This is a genomic window from Variovorax sp. V213 (assembly GCF_041154455.1).
Classification (GTDB): Bacteria; Pseudomonadota; Gammaproteobacteria; order Burkholderiales; family Burkholderiaceae_C; genus Variovorax.
This window is the reverse complement of record NZ_AP028664.1, coordinates 548,437-563,465: the sequence shown is the minus strand read 5'-3', so window position 1 is coordinate 563,465 and position 15,029 is coordinate 548,437. Positions and strand designations below refer to the sequence as shown.

Below are 15,029 nucleotides of genomic sequence, written 5' to 3'. Positions count from 1 at the left end.
CGAGCTTTACGAGCTGAAGAGGAAGTTCATCACGTCGCCATCCTTGACGACGTATTCCTTGCCTTCCGAACGCATCTTGCCCGCATCCTTCGCACCCTGTTCGCCCTTGAAGGCGATGTAGTCCTCGAAGGCGATGGTCTGGGCACGGATGTAGCCTTTTTCGAAGTCGCCGTGGATCACGCCGGCGGCCTGGGGGCCGGTGTCGCCGATGTGGATGGTCCAGGCGCGCACTTCCTTCACGCCGGCGGTGAAGTAGGTCTGCAGGCCCAAGAGCTTGAAGGCCGCACGGATCAGGCGGTTGAGGCCCGGCTCGTCCTGGCCGATTTCGGCGAGGAACATCTTCTTGTCCTCGTCGTCCATCTCGGCCAGATCGGCTTCGATCTTGGCGCAGATGGCGACCACCGGCGCGCCCTGCTTGGCTGCATATTCGCGCAGCCGGTCCAGGTACGGGTTGTTCTCGAAGCCGTCTTCCGCCACGTTGCCGACGAACATCGCGGGCTTGGCGGTGATGAGCGTGAACGACTTGACCAGCGGCAACTCTTCCTTCGTGAACTCGAGCGCGCGCACCGGCGTGTTCTCGTTCAGCGCGGCCTGGCAGCGCTCGAGCAGCCCGACGAGCTTTTGCGCATCCTTGTCGCCCGAGCGCGCCACCTTGGTGTGGCGGTGCAATGCCTTCTCGACCGTGGCAAGGTCGGCCAGGCAGAGCTCGGTCTGGATCACTTCGATGTCGGAGATGGGGTCGACCTTGCCGGCCACGTGGATCACGTTGTCGTCGTCGAAGCAGCGCACCACGTTCACCGTGGCGTCGGTTTCGCGGATGTGCGCGAGAAACTTGTTGCCCAGGCCTTCGCCCGTGCTGGCGCCGGCCACCAGGCCGGCAATGTCGACGAATTCGACGATGGCGGGCACCACGCGCTCGGGCTTCACGATCTCGCTGAGCTGCGCGAGCCGCGGATCGGGCACTTCCACCACGCCCACGTTGGGCTCGATGGTGCAGAAGGGATAGTTCTCCGCTGCGATGCCGGCCTTGGTCAACGCATTGAAAAGGGTGGATTTACCGACGTTGGGCAGGCCGACGATGCCGCATTGCAAACTCATGGGGGGTCCTCTTGGGTAACCGGCGATTTTAAGGGAGGCGGTCCGGGACGCGGTTTCGCTCCAAAGGCCGGCGTTTTTGGGGACGAACCGGGATCAGGGTTAAACCCGATTAGCAAACGTTTGCGCAAACGTTTTCGTTGGTTAACATCGGCACCCCGGCTTTGGACCGGCGCACCCGCTCAACCCCTCAGGAGACAACACCCATGAAGTTCACCCGCCGTACGCTGCAAAGCGCAGCCGCCCTGACGCTGCTGGGCGCCCTTGCTGCCTCGCCCGCCCTCGCGCAGGACAAGCCCAAGGTCGCGCTGGTCATGAAGTCGCTGGCCAACGAATTCTTCCGCACGATGGAAGATGGCGCCAAGGCGCACCAGAAATCGCACGCCTCGCAGTACACCCTGGTGGCCAACGGCATCAAGGACGAGACCGACACGGCGGCCCAGATCAAGATGGTCGAGCAAATGATGGCGCAGAAGATCAACGCGCTGGTCATCGCGCCGGCCGATTCGAAGGCGCTGGTGCCGGTGGTCAAGGCCGCGATCGACCGCGGCATCCTGGTGGTCAACATCGACAACCAGTTCGACACGGCCGCACTGAAGGAAAAGGGCATCCAGGTGCCTTTCGTCGGCCCCGACAACCGTGCCGGCGCCAAGCTGGTCGGCGACGAGCTGGCCAAGAGCCTGAAGGCCGGCGACAAGGTCGGCATCATCGAAGGCGTGTCGACTACCTTCAATGCCCAGCAGCGCACCCTCGGCTACCAGGACGCCATGAAGGCCGCCGGCGTGACGGTGGTGGGCGTGCAGTCGGGCCAGTGGGAAATCGACAAGGGCAACACGGTGGCGGCCGGCATGATGCGCGAGCACCCGGACCTCAAGGCGCTGCTCGCGGGCAACGACAGCATGGCGCTCGGCGCGGTCGCGGCGGTCAAGGCCGCCGGCAAGACCGGCAAGGTGCTGGTGGTGGGCTACGACAACATCGGTGCCATCAAGCCGATGCTGAATGACGGCCGCGTGCTCGCCACGGCCGACCAGTTCGCAGCCAAGCAGGCGGTGTTCGGCATCGAGACCGCGCTCAAGGCGCTGGCCGAGAAGAAGCCGCAGTCGAGCATGCCCGCCGAAGTGAAGACCGACGTGGTGCTGGTCACCAAGACTTCCGCAAAGTAAGAAAAAGGCCGACGTTGAACGCACCTGCCGACACCATGAATGCCGGCCTTGCCGTCCCCGTGCTCTCGCTGAGCGCGCTCGGCAAGGACTATGCGGCGCCGGTGCTCGACGACGTTTCTCTTGTACTGAATGCCGGCGAAGTGCTCGCGCTCACGGGCGAGAACGGGGCCGGCAAGAGCACGCTGTCGAAAATCGTCTGCGGTCTCGTGCAACCGACGCGCGGCCAGATGCTGCTCGACGGCGCACCGTTCCAGCCCGCATCGCGCCGCGATGCCGAACGCCTGGGCGTGCGCATGGTCATGCAGGAACTGGGGTTGGTCACCACGCTGTCGGTGGCCGAGAACCTGCTGCTCGACCGGCTGCCCAACCAGACCGGCTGGATCCGCCGCGGCAAATTGCACGAGCTGGCCGCGCGCCAGCTCGCCAAGATCGGCATGCAGAACATCGACCCGGCCACGCCCGTGGCGCGGCTGGGCATCGGCCAGCAGCAGATGGTCGAGATCGCGCGCAACCTGCAGGACGACACGCGCGTGCTGGTGCTCGACGAGCCCACCGCCATGCTCACGCCGCGCGAAACCTCGCATCTGTTCGAGCAGATCGAACTGCTGAAGGCGCGCGGCGTGGCCATCGTCTATGTGTCGCACCGCCTCGAAGAGCTGCAGCGCATCGCGGACCGCGTGGCGGTGCTGCGCGACGGGCGCCTGGTGGACGTGCGCGCCATGGCCGGCGTGCGCGAATCCGAGCTGGTGCAGCGCATGGTGGGCCGTGCGGTGCACGAGCACGAAGGGCGCGACCGCCGCGTGGCCGGACCGGTGCTGCTGAGCGCGCGCGGCATCGGCCGCGCACAGGTCGTGCGTGACGTCGACATCGACCTGCGCGCGGGCGAAGTCATGGGCCTCGCAGGCCTGGTCGGCTCCGGCCGGACCGAACTGGTGCGGCTGCTGTTCGGTGCCGACCGCGCCGACCGCGGTGAAATTCTTCTTTACGACGGCACATCCAATGCGGAGCCGGTGCAGCGCGCCCGCAAGGGCTGGCGCTCGCCGATGCAGGCGATCCGCGCGGGCATCGGCCTGGTGACCGAAGACCGCAAGTCGCAAGGGCTGCTGCTCACGCAATCGATCCGCGTCAATGCCACGCTGAGCGACCTGGGCGCCATTTCGCGCGCGGGCTGGCTGCAGCGCGCCAGGGAGCGCGGCATTGCGCGGCGCCTGGTGGAACTGCTGCGCATCCGCTCTCGCAGCATCGAGCAGCCGGTGGCCACATTGAGCGGCGGCAACCAGCAGAAGGTGGTGTTCGCGCGCTGGCTGCACCGCGAATGCAAGGTGCTGCTGCTCGACGAGCCCACGCGCGGCGTGGACGTCGGCGCGCGCGCCGATCTCTATGCCGAACTCGACCGCATGACCGACGCCGGCAAGGCGCTGCTGATGGTGTCGAGCGACCTGCGCGAGCTGATGGCCATGTGCGACCGCATCGGCGTGATGAGCGCCGGCCGGCTGGTCGCGGTGTTCGAGCGCGGCCAGTGGAGCGAGCAATCGCTGCTCGCCGCCGCATTCACCGACGCGGCAGGACGCGCCGCCGCCGCCGCGACCCCGACGGCGGGATCCGCCATTTCCGATTCGAATCCGGCCCAGCCGGCCACCGCCGACACACCATGAACGCAGTCGCTCCGACATCTGCCACGACATCCGCCCCGCCCTCCGCTCTCAAGGGCCAGCTGGGCACCTACCTTGGCCTGACCGTCGTGCTCGTGGGCATGGTCGCGCTCTTCGGCACGCTGAGCGAATATTTCTTCACGCGCGAAACCTTCATCTCGATTGCCAACGAAATTCCCGCGCTGGCGGTGATGGCGGTCGGCATGACCTTCGTGCTGATCATCGCGGGCATCGATCTCTCGGTGGGCTCGGTGCTTGCGCTCAGCGCAGCCGTCACGGCCGCAGCCATCCTCCAGTGGAAGCTCTCGGTGCCGGTGGCTGCCGCGCTGGGACTTGCCACGGGGCTGGTGTGCGGCACCGTCACGGGTGCCGTGTCGGTCGCGTGGCGGCTGCCGAGCTTCATCGTCTCCCTGGGCATGCTCGAAGCGGTGCGCGGCGGCGCCTACCTGGTGACCGATTCGCGCACGCAGTACGTGGGCGACGCCATCTCGGGCCTTGCCGCGCCGTGGGTCGGCGGCATCTCCGCGGCCTTCGTGCTCGCGGTGGTGCTGGTGGCCGTTGGCCAGCTGGTGCTCACGCGCACGGTCTTCGGCCGGCACGTGGTGGGCATCGGCACCAATGAAGAAGCCATGCGGCTCGCGGGCATCGATCCGCGGCCGATCCGGATCATCGTGTTTGCGGCCACGGGCCTCCTGGCCGGGCTGGCGGGACTGATGCAGTCGGCGCGGCTCGAAGCGGCCGACCCCAATGCTGGTGTCGGCATCGAGCTGCAGGTGATCGCGGCCGTGGTCATCGGCGGCACCAGCCTCATGGGCGGGCGCGGCTCGGTGGTCAACACCTTCTTCGGCGTGCTCATCATCGCGGTGCTCGAGGCCGGGCTCGCGCAGGTGGGTGCCAGCGAGCCGAGCAAACGCATCATCACGGGCGCGGTCATCGTGGTTGCGGTGATCATCGACACCCTGCGCCAGCGCCGCGCCGATCGCCGCCTGGCCTGAAGCTGCAAACAAGGAAGGGGAACACGCCATGGCCACCATCAAGGACGTCGCACTGCGCGCGGGGGTTTCGGTTACCACCGTCTCGCATGTGGTCAACGACACGCGCCATGTGAGCGCGAAGGGGCGCGAGCGCGTGCAAGAGGCCATCCGCGAACTGGGCTACGTGCCCAACGCCATGGCGCGCAGCCTCAAGAGCAACACCACGTCGACGCTCGGCATGCTGATTCCGAACAGCTCGAACCCCTACTTCGCCGAGATCGTGCGCATCGTGGAAGACCGCTGCTTCGGCGCCGGCTACACGCTGGTGCTGTGCAACACCGACGACGAGCCCCACCGCCAGAGCGTGTACCTTCAGGTGCTGGCGGAGCGCCGCATCGACGGCCTGATCGTGGTGTCGACCGGGGCCGGCGACGACGATTCGCTCGTCACGCAGTTGCACGGGCTGCGCATTCCGACCGTGCTGGTCGACCGCGAGATTGCAGACCCGGCCTGCGACCTGGTGGAAACGGCCCACATGCAGGGCGGCCTGCTCGCTGTGCGGCACCTGCTGTCGCTCGGCCACAAGCGCATTGCCTGCATCGGCGGACCGGTGGGCGTGATGCCGAGCGAGCAGCGCATCGAGGGCTGGCGCATGGCGCTGGCCGAAGCCGGCGCCACACCGAACGCCGACGCGCTGCTGTGGCGCGGCGGCTTCACGAGCCAGGGCGGCTACGAGGCGATGCACGCCATCCTGCGCACCGAGCACGCACCCTCGGCCGTGTTCGTCTGCAACGACCTGATGGCCATCGGCGCCCTGCGCGCCGCGCATGAAAGCGGCGTGCACGTGCCGGACGACCTCTCGATCGTCGGCTTCGACGACATCGAGCTTTCGGCCTACACCAGCCCGCCGCTCACCACCGTGGCGCAGCCCAAGGAGCGCATCGGCGCACTGGCGGTCGACATGCTGCTGGAGCGCGTGGGCGGCAAGCGGCGCGATGCGCGCAAGGTGGTGCTGCAGCCCGAACTGCGCGTGCGCGCCTCGACCGCACGGCATGCGAGCTTCCGCGAAGTCCCCTCCCCTTCTTCTTCGTCCGCGCCTTCGTCCGAGACGCCATCAACGGCCAACCAAAAGTCCCGCGCCCCGTGAGCTCAACGCCTCCTTCTTCTTCCAGCGCCGCCCAGCCGCCGCGCATCGTGGTGCTCGGCAGCCTGAACATGGACATCGTGCTGCGCGTGCCGCATGCGCCGGCCGCGGGCGAAACCCTGCAGGGCCATTCGATCAACCACATTCCGGGCGGCAAGGGCGCCAACCAGGCCGTGAGCTGCGCGCGCGAAGGCGGCCGCGTGGCCATGATCGGCTGCGTCGGCAACGACGCGCATGGGCAGGCACTGCGCGATGCGCTCACGCAGGACGGCATCGACACCGCCGCGCTGCGCACCGACGACGCCGAGCCCACGGGCACGGCGTTGATCCTGGTGGAAGACAGCGGCCAGAACCGCATCGTGATAGTCCCCGGCGCCAACGCGCAGGTCGAAATCGACGAGGCCGCGCTGCGGCATCAGCTGCAGGGTGCGGCCTTCCTGGTCGCGCAGTTCGAGACGCCGATGGACCAGGTGGCGCGCGCCATCTCGGTGGCGCACGGCGCAGGCTGCAAGGTGCTGCTCAACCCGTCGCCGGTGCAGCCCATCGCCGAGCCGCTGTGGCCGCGCATCGACACGCTGGTCGTCAACGAGATCGAGGCGCAGGCGTTGTGCGGCCAGGCGGCCGACAGCCCCCAGGAAGCCGCGCTGGCCGGCCAGGCCCTGCGTGCCAAGGGTATTGCGCGCGTGGTCGTCACGCTGGGGGCACGCGGCGCCGTGGCCATCGATGCCGACGGGGCTCGCCACCATCCGGCGCCCCAGGTGCGGGCGGTCGACACCACCGCCGCCGGCGACACCTTCCTCGGCGCGCTGGCTGTTGCATTGGGCGATGGCCAGGCATTCGACGAAGCGGTGCGCCTGGGCATCCGCGCGGCTGCGCTGTGTATCCAGCGGCCCGGCGCCCAGCCCTCCATTCCGCAGCGCGCTGCCGTGCTGCAGAGCCCCATGCCTCCCGACTGGATCGCGCTGTGAAACGTACGGCCTTGCTCAACTCCGACCTCTCGCAGGTGATCGCCTCGATGGGCCATGGCGACATGCTGGTGATCGGCGATGCCGGCCTGCCGATTCCCGACGGCCCCCGGCGCATCGACCTGGCCGTGACGCGCGGCGTGCCGCTGCTTGCCGACGTGTTGCAGGCCGTGCTGTCCGAGATGCAGGTCGAAGGCGTGGTGGTGGCGGACGAGGCGCTGAACGGCGCGAAAGCCCTGCCCGCCTGGTATCCGCAGTCGCTCGGCATTGCGCCGCAGACCGTGTCGCATGAGGAGTTCAAGCGCCGCAGCGCGAAGGCCCGCGCCATCGTGCGCACGGGCGAATGCACGCCCTACGCCAACATCATGCTGATTGCCGGCGTTGCATTTGGCTAACCCGGCTGGCTCTACTATTTATTCGAAGCGGTAGTTCGCGCCCACGGCCTGCCCGACCTTGAGCATGTGCTCCACGCCCTGCAGCACGATGCAGTTCATGCCGAAGGTGATGCGCCCGTCGACGCGCGCATCGGCGCGGTAGGTGCGCAGCATGTCGCCGACCTCGGGGCTGCTCACGGCGGTGGCCGGGTCGATGTCGGGAACCGGGCAGCGCGTGCAGGGCTTGACCGGCTTGAGCTCGGCCTCGCCTTCGTTCGTCGCGATGTGCAGCGCATCGACCCTGTCTTCGTCGTGCGACTCGATGCCGGCCAGCACGATGTTCGGCCGGAAGCGCTCGATGCCGACCGCATCGTGGCCCGCGGCAGCCAGCCGCTCGTTGAGTTCGGCCAGCGAGCCCTCGCTGGCCACCAGCAGCGGATAGCCATCGGCGAACTGGTTCGTCGCCTCGATGCCGCCGGTCCATTGCAGGCTCGACAGGCGCTTGTGCTCGGGGTCGAAGCGCACCAGGCGCAGCGCCTGCAGCTGGCCCGGTTCGGAGAGAAAATCGCTGAACCACTGGGCGGCGATGTCGCCCATGTCGTAGGCGGCCACGTCGTCTTTCCAGACGCGCACGCGCACCGGCTTCTCGACCCGGTCGAAGGCCAGGTGCAGGGCCAGCATGCCCGGCGCGCGGAGCACCACTTCCGTGTGCTTCATCTGTGGCCGGATCAGCGCCATGCGCGGCAACTGCCGCTGGGTGACGAACTCGCCCTGGGCGTCGACCACCATCCAGGCACGGTCGAACTCGAGGCCGGTTTCGGTCAGCAGCGCCTCGGGGAGCTCCACCCCCGCGCACGATTTGACGGGGTAGACGAACAGGCGCGCAATGGTTGCCTCGAGGTCGAAAACTGGCTGTGGCACGTGGAGGTTCCTTGGAATTCGGCAGCGATTGTCCCGCATCGTCCTTGTGGTGGGCATAGTTCTTACAATGGCCCGATGGCCCTTTCCCCTGAAGTTTGCATACGCGGCGCCGGCATCGTGGGCCGCACGCTGGCCCTGCTGCTGGCGCGCGAGCGCGTGCGCGTCGCGCTGGTGGTTCCGCCCGCCACGGCGGGCAAGGAAGACATCCGGGCCTACGCGCTCAACACGGCCTCCCGCACTTTGTTGGAATCGCTGCGCGCCTGGCCCGATGCGGCCCACGCAACGCCGGTGCGCGAAATGCTCGTGAACGGCGACGAAGGCGGCCGCGTGCAGTTCAGCGCCGTGCGCCAGAAGGTCGACGCACTGGCCTGGATCGTCGACGTGCCGGCGCTCGAGCAGCAGCTGGCCGATGCGGTCCGCTTCCAGCCCCAGGTCGAGGTGGTGTCCGAGCCCGTTGCCGCGCCGCTCACGGTGGTGTGCGAGGGCAAGGCCAGCGCCACGCGCGACGCACTCGGCGTGAGCTACGCCGTCACCCGCTATCCGCAGCATGCGATTGCGGCGCGGCTCGAAGCGGCGCAGTCGCACGACGGCGTTGCGCATCAGTGGTTCAACGACCACGGCGAGGTGCTGGCCCTGCTGCCGATGGGCGGCGTGCACAGCCGCTCGCTTGCGCTGGTGTGGTCGGTCGACCAGCTTCGCGCCCCCACGCTGCTGGCGCAGAGTGCCGATGAATTCAACGCCGCCGTGAGCGAGGCCAGCCACGGCGTGCTCGGCACTCTTCACCTCACGAGCGAGCGCGCCGCCTGGCCGCTGTCGCGCGCCATTGCCGACCGATGGACGGGCACCATGCCCCAGGCTAAGGGTGCGTCGCAAGCGCCGTCGCAAACCTGGGCACTGGCCGGCGACGCCGCCCACACGGTGCATCCGCTGGCGGGCCAGGGCCTCAATCTCGGCCTGGCCGATGCGGCCATGCTGGCCGACGTGATCAAGCACCGCGACTACTGGCGCAGTGTGGGCGACCCGCGCCTGCTGCGCCGCTACGAGCGCGCCCGCCGCGCCGACGTGCTGCAGATGAGCCTCGCCACCGACGGCCTGCAGCAACTTTTTTCGCACAGCATGGGTCCGCTGCCCGTGCTGCGCAACTGGGGCATGCGCGGCTTCGACCGCACGCGCCTCCTCAAGCATTGGATCGCCAACCAGGCGATGGGCTTGAAGGCATGAATCCATCGACCGGACTTTCCATGAAACTCGTACGCAACCTTCTTCTCGCCGCCTGCACGCTGGGTGCGGCCGTCGCGGCCCTTGCCGGCGAAGCCGAGATCCGCAAGAACCTTCCGGCGCGCATTCCGCAGTTTCCGGCCATCGACGAGGTCACCAAGTCGCCGCTGCCGGGCCTCTATGAAGTGCGCGTGAACGGCTTCCAGATCTACTACACCGACGAGCAGGGCAACTACCTGCTGCAGGGCAACCTGATCGACGTGAAGGCACGCAAGAACCTGACCGAGGAACGCGTCGAGAAGCTCAGCGAAGTCTCCTTCGACAAGCTGCCCGTGAACGACGCCATCAAGATCGTGCGTGGCAACGGCAAGCGCAAGCTCGCGGTGTTCGAAGACCCGAACTGCGGCTACTGCAAGCGCTTCGAAAAGGACATGAAGGCCGTCGACAACGTCACCGTCTACCTGTTCCTGTACCCCGTGCTCGGGCCCGATTCGGCCGTGAAGTCGCGCGACATCTGGTGCAGTAAGGACAAGGGCAAGGCCTGGGGCGACTGGATGGAAACCAGCGCCAAGCCCGCCACCGCGGCGAGCAGCTGCGACGTGGCCGCGCTCCAGCGCAACGTGGAGTTCGGGCGCAAGTACAACATCACCGGCACGCCCACGCTGATCTTCAGCGACGGCACCCGCGCCCCGGGCGCCATTCCCGCGGAGCAGGTCGAGAAGCAACTCACCGCTTCCAAGAACTGATGGCCGCGCCAGCCGTCTCGCGGCGCGCAGTGGCTGCGCCGGCCGCCGCAGTGCGCTACCGCGTCGAATGCGCGGACCTGCACGCGCACCTCTTCGCCGTCACCCTGACCATCGAGGCACCTTCGGCGCAACAGCGCGTGGCACTGCCGGTGTGGATTCCGGGCAGCTACCTGGTGCGCGAGTTCGCCAAGAACCTGCAGGGCCTGCGCGCCACGCAGGGGCGCCGCAAGCCCGTGCTGACGCAACTCGACAAATGCAGCTGGCAGATCGATTGCGTGCCGGGCCAGCCATTGGTGCTGCACTACCAGGTCTGCGCCTACGACAACTCGGTGCGCACCGCCTGGCTCGACGCCGAGCGCGGCTTCTTCAACGGCACGAGCCTCTGCCTGCGGGTCGAAGGCCAGACGGAAGCGCCGCATGCGCTCGAGATCGTCGCGCCTGCGCCTTCGGCCGACGGCGCGCGCTGGTCGTGCGCCACCGCCCTCGTGCCCTCGAAGATCGACAAGCACGGCTTCGGCCGCTACCTGGCCGCCGGCTATGACGAACTGGCCGACAGCCCGGTCGAGATGGGCGCCTTCTGGAGCGCCGAATTCGAAGCCTGTGGCGTGCCGCACCGCTTCGTCATCGCGGGGGCCGCGGCCTCCTTCGACGGTGAACGCCTGATCGCCGACACGCAGGCCATCTGCGAAGCCGAGATCCGCTTCTGGCACGGCGACAAGGCCGGCAAGCGCGGCGGGCCCAAGCCGCCGATCGACCGCTACGTTTTCATGCTCAACGCAGTCGACGACGGCTACGGCGGGCTCGAGCACCGGCACTCCACCGCGCTGATCTGCAACCGGCGCGACCTGCCGCAGCGCGGCACGAAGAAGCAGCCCGAGGGCTACACCACGCTGATGGGCCTCATCAGCCACGAGTACTTCCACACCTGGAACGTCAAGCGCATGCGGCCCGCGGAGTTTGCGCACTACGACTACAGCCGCGAGAACTACACGCACATGCTGTGGTTCTTCGAAGGCTTCACCAGCTACTACGACGACCTGCTGCTGCGCCGCGCCGGGCGCATCGACGACGCGGGGTACCTGCGCCTGCTCAACAAGACCATCAACCAGGTGCTGCAGACGCCGGGCCGGCTGGTCCAGTCGGTGGCCGACGCGAGCTTCGACGCCTGGGTCAAGTACTACCGGCAGGACGAGCAGACGCCCAACAGCACCGTCAGCTACTACACCAAGGGCGCACTGGTGGCGCTGTGCTTCGACCTCACCCTGCGCCGCGAAGGCAAGGGCACGCTAGACGACGTGATGCGTCTCCTGTGGACCCAAGGCGACGGCGGCCCGATCAGCGAAGCCGACGTGGCGGCCGCGCTCGAAGCCGTGGGCGGCCGCTCGTATGCGGAGGAACTGGCGCAGTGGGTGCATGCGACCGACGAGCTGCCGCTCGCGGAGCTGCTGCGCGCGCACGGCGTTGCAGCGCTCGAAGACCCTTCGCAGCCGGCGCAGGCCCTCGGCCTGCGCGTGGCCGAAGCCAACGGCAGCGTTCAGATCAAGGTGGTGCTGCGCGGCGGCGCGGCCGAAAAGGCGGGCTTCTCGGCGCATGACGAATGGATCGGCGTCGAGCTGCCGGCGGTCGGCAAGAAGGGCCAGCAACGGCCCGCGCAGGCCTGGCGCATCGCCAAGCTCGACGACCTGGCGCTGTATCTGGGCGATGCCGCGCGCTGCACCGCGCTGGTGGCACGCGACCGCAAGCTGCTCCGGCTGCCGCTGGTGCGGCCGGAGGGCGCCACCACGTGGCGGCTGTTCCTGCACGACGCCACGAAAGTCGCCTCCTGGCTCATGCCCGGCGCGCGGCGCTGATCGCGCTTCCGGCAGCACGGCGTGCCGGGGCTGGGTATAGTGAACCGCGTTTTTTCCTTCCCCCGGAGACACCCATGAGCTACGAAAACATCGAAGTGCGGACCGAAGCAGGCAAGGTCGGCATCATCACCCTCAACCGGCCCAAGGCCCTGAATGCGCTGAACGATGCGCTGATGACCGAGCTGGGCACCGCGCTCAAGGCCTTCGACGCCGACGAAGCCATCGGCTGCATCATCCTCACGGGCAGCGAGCGCGCCTTTGCGGCCGGCGCCGACATTGCCGCGATGGCCAAGTACAGCTTCATCGACACCTACAAGGGCGACTACATCACGCGCAACTGGGAAACCATCCGCTCGATCCGCAAGCCGGTGATCGCGGCCGTGAGCGGCTTCGCGCTGGGCGGCGGCTGCGAGCTCGCGATGATGTGCGACTTCATCATCGCGGCCGACAACGCCAAGTTCGGCCAGTCCGAGATCAAGATCGGCGTGATCCCAGGCGCCGGCGGCACGCAGCGCCTGCCGCGCGCGGTGGGCAAGAGCAAGGCGATGGACATGGCGCTCACCGCCCGCATGATGGATGCGGCCGAGGCCGAGCGCGCGGGGCTCGTGAGCCGCGTGGTGCCTTATGAAAAACTCGCCGACGAAGCGCTCGGCGCGGCGCTGGTCATTGCGGGCTACTCGCAGATCGCGGTGATGGCGGCCAAGGAGTCGGTCAACCGGGCCTTCGAGAGCGGCCTCTCCGACGGCGTGATGTTCGAGCGCCGGCTGTTCCATGCGCTGTTCGCCACGGCCGACCAGAAGGAAGGCATGGACGCCTTCCTGGGCAAGCGCCAACCCGATTTCAAGAACGCCTGAACCTCATCCTCTGAGGAGAGCGGGCGCAGCGCGCCTGCCAGGGCGCTACTGGCGCGCGAGAAGCGCCCGCAACGCTGCGAGGGTCGATGCCGGTGGCGTGCCGACCGTTGCGCCGCCACCCTGCCCCGCTTGTGGTGTCCAGCGCACCTGGTCGCCCGCGAACTCGAGCACTGCGAGCAGCGTGGCGCCGCGGTACAACTCCAGCCGCGCATCGACCGGCGCGGCCAGTTCGGCCCCCGGCGCCGTGGCCGAACGCGCGACCGCATTCACCAGCGCGGCCAGCCCCTCCGTATCGCCTCGCGCCTGGCGCACGCCCTGCCCGGCGCGCATCAGGTTCAGGGAGGTCCACCGGTCCAGCGCAGAAAACGCCGATGTGTCTTCCGGGCCGGCCTTGGCCGCGGCGGGCGCGGGCGCGCGGGCAGCGGGAGCCTGGCGCAAGGTGCCGGAAGCCTCGGTATTGGCACTGGCACTGCGCTGAGCGGCTGACAGGCCCGCAGAAGCGCTGCTGTCGGCCGACTCGCGCGTCGGGGGCGGAGCGGCTGGTGCCACGGCGGCGGCCTCGGGCGCGCCTGAGGCATCGCGGCTTCGCTGCCGGCTTTCCGGTTCGTTTTCTTCGCGTCGCTCCTCGGTGCGTGGGAACGCCCGTGGCGCAGGTGCGGATTGCTCGGCCATCGGTGCTGGCGGCGCAGGCGCAGCCGCAATGACCGGCGCAGGCGCGGCCGGCTTGTCGGAGGGCACTGGTGCCGGTGCCGTTCGGCGCACCGCCTCCTCTCTTCGTTGGACCGGCTCTCCGCTCGCCGCGCCTCGCACCGCTTCGGCCGCAGGCTGCGCCGGAGCCGGCGCTGGCGCTGGCGCTGGCGCGGGAGGAACAGGGGCCGGCGCCGGAGCGGACGCGGCAGGAGGCGCGGAGGCAACCCCGGCTTCTCCGTCGAGCCGCGCATCGGGCACGGGCTCGCGGTGCCAGAGCACGGTGACGAAAGCCGCCACGAGCATGGTGGCAAAGGCGGCATTCCACGGCATGCGGGCATGCGTTTCGCCACCACCGAACAGCCGGCGCCACCACGGCGCGGCCACCACAGGCGCCGTCGCGGGCACGGTCGCAAGGTTGTGCGCCATCTTCCGGATCGCGTCACGGGTATGCGGGGCGGGCAGCGCGTCGCGGTCCGGCGCATGGTCCAGCGCGCGGCGCAACACGGGGTCGCGCAGCGCGCCGTCGTCGCCGTCGAATTCCGGGGTGTTGTTCTCGCCGCCGCCGTTGCTCATGCGCGCTGCTCCAGAACCGACAGGTAGCGTTCCATGCAGCCACGCAATTTCTGCAGGCCGTAGCGCAGGCGGCTGCGCACGGTCTCGAAGCCGAGCCCCAGGCTGGCCGCGAGCGCTTCGACGGTCAGGCCGTCTTCATGGTGCAGCAGGAAGGCGGCACGCTGCTCGGCCGGCAGTTCGTCGAGGCAGGCCAGCAGGCGCCGGCCGGCGGCGCGCCAGAACGCGAGCTCTTCGGCCGACGGATGCGCCGCGGCATCGAGGGCCGCGCCGCGCACGCCGCGGTCGAGCGTGGGTACTGCGTCGTCGCCATCGTCGGGGTGGGCATCGAGCGCCACTTCGCGCCCGCTCACGCGCAGGCGGTCCATGGCCACGTTGTGCGCGATGGTGAAGGCCCAGGTGCGCCACGCGGCGCCCTGGGGCGAGAAGCTGTCGCGCGCGGAAATGATGCGCACCCAGGTGTCCTGGAACACCTCGTCGGCCTGCGCGGCCAGCCGGGCGCCCAACAGCCGCTTGACGAAGCGGAACAGCCCGCCCTCGTGGCGCGCGTAAAGCACGTCGAACGCCGCGCCGTCGCCCTGCGCGTACGCCAGCATCAGCTGGTCGTCGGGCATGGCGTCGCGCTCGGTGGCGGCTTTGGAGGAAGGGGCGCGGGGCAGCGCAGACATCGGCGGATTTTCACCCGGGCTTGTACGGTCGGCGGACCGCTTCGGGGTTGAGCGTCGCAAAAAAGACACCGCATCCGGCGCGTCGGCTTGATCCAGGTCCCGCGGCCTGCGCTATAATCTTGGGCTCGGTGCAAAACTGCCCGAA

14 protein-coding genes are annotated in these 15,029 nt (G+C 68.7%); 10 read left to right on the top strand and 4 right to left on the bottom strand.

The features are described 5' to 3' along the window. Nucleotides 1-6 precede the first annotated feature (6 nt). Complete coding sequence (gene ychF, locus ACAM55_RS02805) at nucleotides 7-1,098, bottom strand: redox-regulated ATPase YchF (protein WP_369654573.1); 1,092 nt, start codon at nucleotides 1,096-1,098, stop codon at nucleotides 7-9. Between the two features lie 203 nt (nucleotides 1,099-1,301). On the opposite strand from ychF, the gene ACAM55_RS02800 reads away from it, so the two are divergent. The 6 genes from ACAM55_RS02800 (at nucleotide 1,302) to rbsD (ending at nucleotide 7,388) form a co-directional block, all read left to right on the top strand. After that, complete coding sequence (locus ACAM55_RS02800) at nucleotides 1,302-2,258, top strand: sugar ABC transporter substrate-binding protein (protein ID WP_369654572.1); 957 nt, start codon at nucleotides 1,302-1,304, stop codon at nucleotides 2,256-2,258. Nucleotides 2,259-2,293: 35 nt separating this feature from the next. Then, a complete protein-coding gene (locus ACAM55_RS02795) occupies nucleotides 2,294-3,913 on the top strand; it encodes a sugar ABC transporter ATP-binding protein (protein ID WP_369654571.1) in 1,620 nt (539 codons plus the stop codon). Continuing rightward, on the top strand, nucleotides 3,910-4,905 hold the full coding sequence (locus ACAM55_RS02790) for an ABC transporter permease (protein WP_369654570.1): 996 nt from the start codon (nucleotides 3,910-3,912) through the stop codon (nucleotides 4,903-4,905). Before ACAM55_RS02795 ends, ACAM55_RS02790 begins: the two co-directional genes overlap by 4 nt. Before the next feature lie 28 nt (nucleotides 4,906-4,933). Beyond that, nucleotides 4,934-6,031 (top strand): LacI family DNA-binding transcriptional regulator, encoded by a 1,098-nt coding sequence (locus ACAM55_RS02785; protein WP_369654569.1) that lies wholly within the window; start codon nucleotides 4,934-4,936, stop codon nucleotides 6,029-6,031. Between the two features lie 68 nt (nucleotides 6,032-6,099). Beyond that, nucleotides 6,100-6,996 (top strand): ribokinase, encoded by an 897-nt coding sequence (gene rbsK, locus ACAM55_RS02780; protein ID WP_369656322.1) that lies wholly within the window; start codon nucleotides 6,100-6,102, stop codon nucleotides 6,994-6,996. Then, nucleotides 6,993-7,388: a D-ribose pyranase gene (gene rbsD, locus ACAM55_RS02775; protein ID WP_369654568.1), complete on the top strand. Its 396-nt coding sequence runs from the start codon at nucleotides 6,993-6,995 to the stop codon at nucleotides 7,386-7,388. The genes rbsK and rbsD overlap by 4 nt, the downstream gene beginning before the upstream one ends. A gap of 18 nt (nucleotides 7,389-7,406) precedes the next feature. On the opposite strand, the gene ACAM55_RS02770 is transcribed toward rbsD, so the two are convergent. Then, on the bottom strand, nucleotides 7,407-8,288 hold the full coding sequence (locus ACAM55_RS02770; protein ID WP_369654567.1) for an MOSC domain-containing protein: 882 nt from the start codon (nucleotides 8,286-8,288) through the stop codon (nucleotides 7,407-7,409). A gap of 75 nt (nucleotides 8,289-8,363) precedes the next feature. Here ACAM55_RS02770 and ACAM55_RS02765 point away from each other — a divergent pair, with 75 nt between their 5' ends. The 4 genes from ACAM55_RS02765 to ACAM55_RS02750 all read left to right on the top strand — a co-directional run bounded on the left by ACAM55_RS02765 (nucleotide 8,364) and on the right by ACAM55_RS02750 (nucleotide 12,956). Next, a complete protein-coding gene (locus ACAM55_RS02765; RefSeq protein ID WP_369654566.1) occupies nucleotides 8,364-9,509 on the top strand; it encodes an FAD-dependent monooxygenase in 1,146 nt (381 codons plus the stop codon). Nucleotides 9,510-9,529: 20 nt separating this feature from the next. After that, complete coding sequence (locus tag ACAM55_RS02760; protein WP_369654565.1) at nucleotides 9,530-10,252, top strand: DsbC family protein; 723 nt, start codon at nucleotides 9,530-9,532, stop codon at nucleotides 10,250-10,252. Then, entirely contained in the window at nucleotides 10,252-12,102 is a 1,851-nt protein-coding gene (locus tag ACAM55_RS02755; RefSeq protein ID WP_369654564.1) for a M61 family metallopeptidase, read from the top strand. The genes ACAM55_RS02760 and ACAM55_RS02755 overlap by 1 nt, the downstream gene beginning before the upstream one ends. Before the next feature lie 74 nt (nucleotides 12,103-12,176). After that, complete coding sequence (locus ACAM55_RS02750; protein WP_369654563.1) at nucleotides 12,177-12,956, top strand: enoyl-CoA hydratase; 780 nt, start codon at nucleotides 12,177-12,179, stop codon at nucleotides 12,954-12,956. A gap of 45 nt (nucleotides 12,957-13,001) precedes the next feature. On the opposite strand, the gene ACAM55_RS02745 is transcribed toward ACAM55_RS02750, so the two are convergent. Continuing rightward, nucleotides 13,002-14,219, bottom strand: coding sequence for a hypothetical protein (locus ACAM55_RS02745; RefSeq protein ID WP_369654562.1), 1,218 nt, complete (start codon nucleotides 14,217-14,219; stop codon nucleotides 13,002-13,004). Then, nucleotides 14,216-14,884, bottom strand: a complete 669-nt coding sequence (locus ACAM55_RS02740) for a sigma-70 family RNA polymerase sigma factor (protein ID WP_369654561.1) — start codon at nucleotides 14,882-14,884, stop codon at nucleotides 14,216-14,218. Before ACAM55_RS02740 ends, ACAM55_RS02745 begins: the two co-directional genes overlap by 4 nt. Nucleotides 14,885-15,029 lie beyond the last annotated feature (145 nt).

What these genes read in the sequence shown, in the direction of transcription:
- ACAM55_RS02760 (WP_369654565.1), top strand. Translation starts at nt 9,530, where the DNA reads ATGAAACTCGTACGCAACCTTCTTCTCGCCGCCTGCACGCTGGGTGCG.
- ACAM55_RS02755 (WP_369654564.1), top strand. Translation starts at nt 10,252, where the DNA reads ATGGCCGCGCCAGCCGTCTCGCGGCGCGCAGTGGCTGCGCCGGCCGCC.
- ACAM55_RS02785 (WP_369654569.1), top strand. Translation starts at nt 4,934, where the DNA reads ATGGCCACCATCAAGGACGTCGCACTGCGCGCGGGGGTTTCGGTTACC.
- ACAM55_RS02795 (WP_369654571.1), top strand. Translation starts at nt 2,294, where the DNA reads ATGAATGCCGGCCTTGCCGTCCCCGTGCTCTCGCTGAGCGCGCTCGGC.
- ychF (WP_369654573.1), bottom strand. Translation starts at nt 1,098, where the DNA reads ATGAGTTTGCAATGCGGCATCGTCGGCCTGCCCAACGTCGGTAAATCC.
- ACAM55_RS02750 (WP_369654563.1), top strand. Translation starts at nt 12,177, where the DNA reads ATGAGCTACGAAAACATCGAAGTGCGGACCGAAGCAGGCAAGGTCGGC.
- ACAM55_RS02745 (WP_369654562.1), bottom strand. Translation starts at nt 14,219, where the DNA reads ATGAGCAACGGCGGCGGCGAGAACAACACCCCGGAATTCGACGGCGAC.
- ACAM55_RS02800 (WP_369654572.1), top strand. Translation starts at nt 1,302, where the DNA reads ATGAAGTTCACCCGCCGTACGCTGCAAAGCGCAGCCGCCCTGACGCTG.
- rbsK (WP_369656322.1), top strand. Translation starts at nt 6,100, where the DNA reads ATGGACATCGTGCTGCGCGTGCCGCATGCGCCGGCCGCGGGCGAAACC.
- ACAM55_RS02790 (WP_369654570.1), top strand. Translation starts at nt 3,910, where the DNA reads ATGAACGCAGTCGCTCCGACATCTGCCACGACATCCGCCCCGCCCTCC.
- ACAM55_RS02740 (WP_369654561.1), bottom strand. Translation starts at nt 14,884, where the DNA reads ATGTCTGCGCTGCCCCGCGCCCCTTCCTCCAAAGCCGCCACCGAGCGC.
- ACAM55_RS02765 (WP_369654566.1), top strand. Translation starts at nt 8,364, where the DNA reads ATGGCCCTTTCCCCTGAAGTTTGCATACGCGGCGCCGGCATCGTGGGC.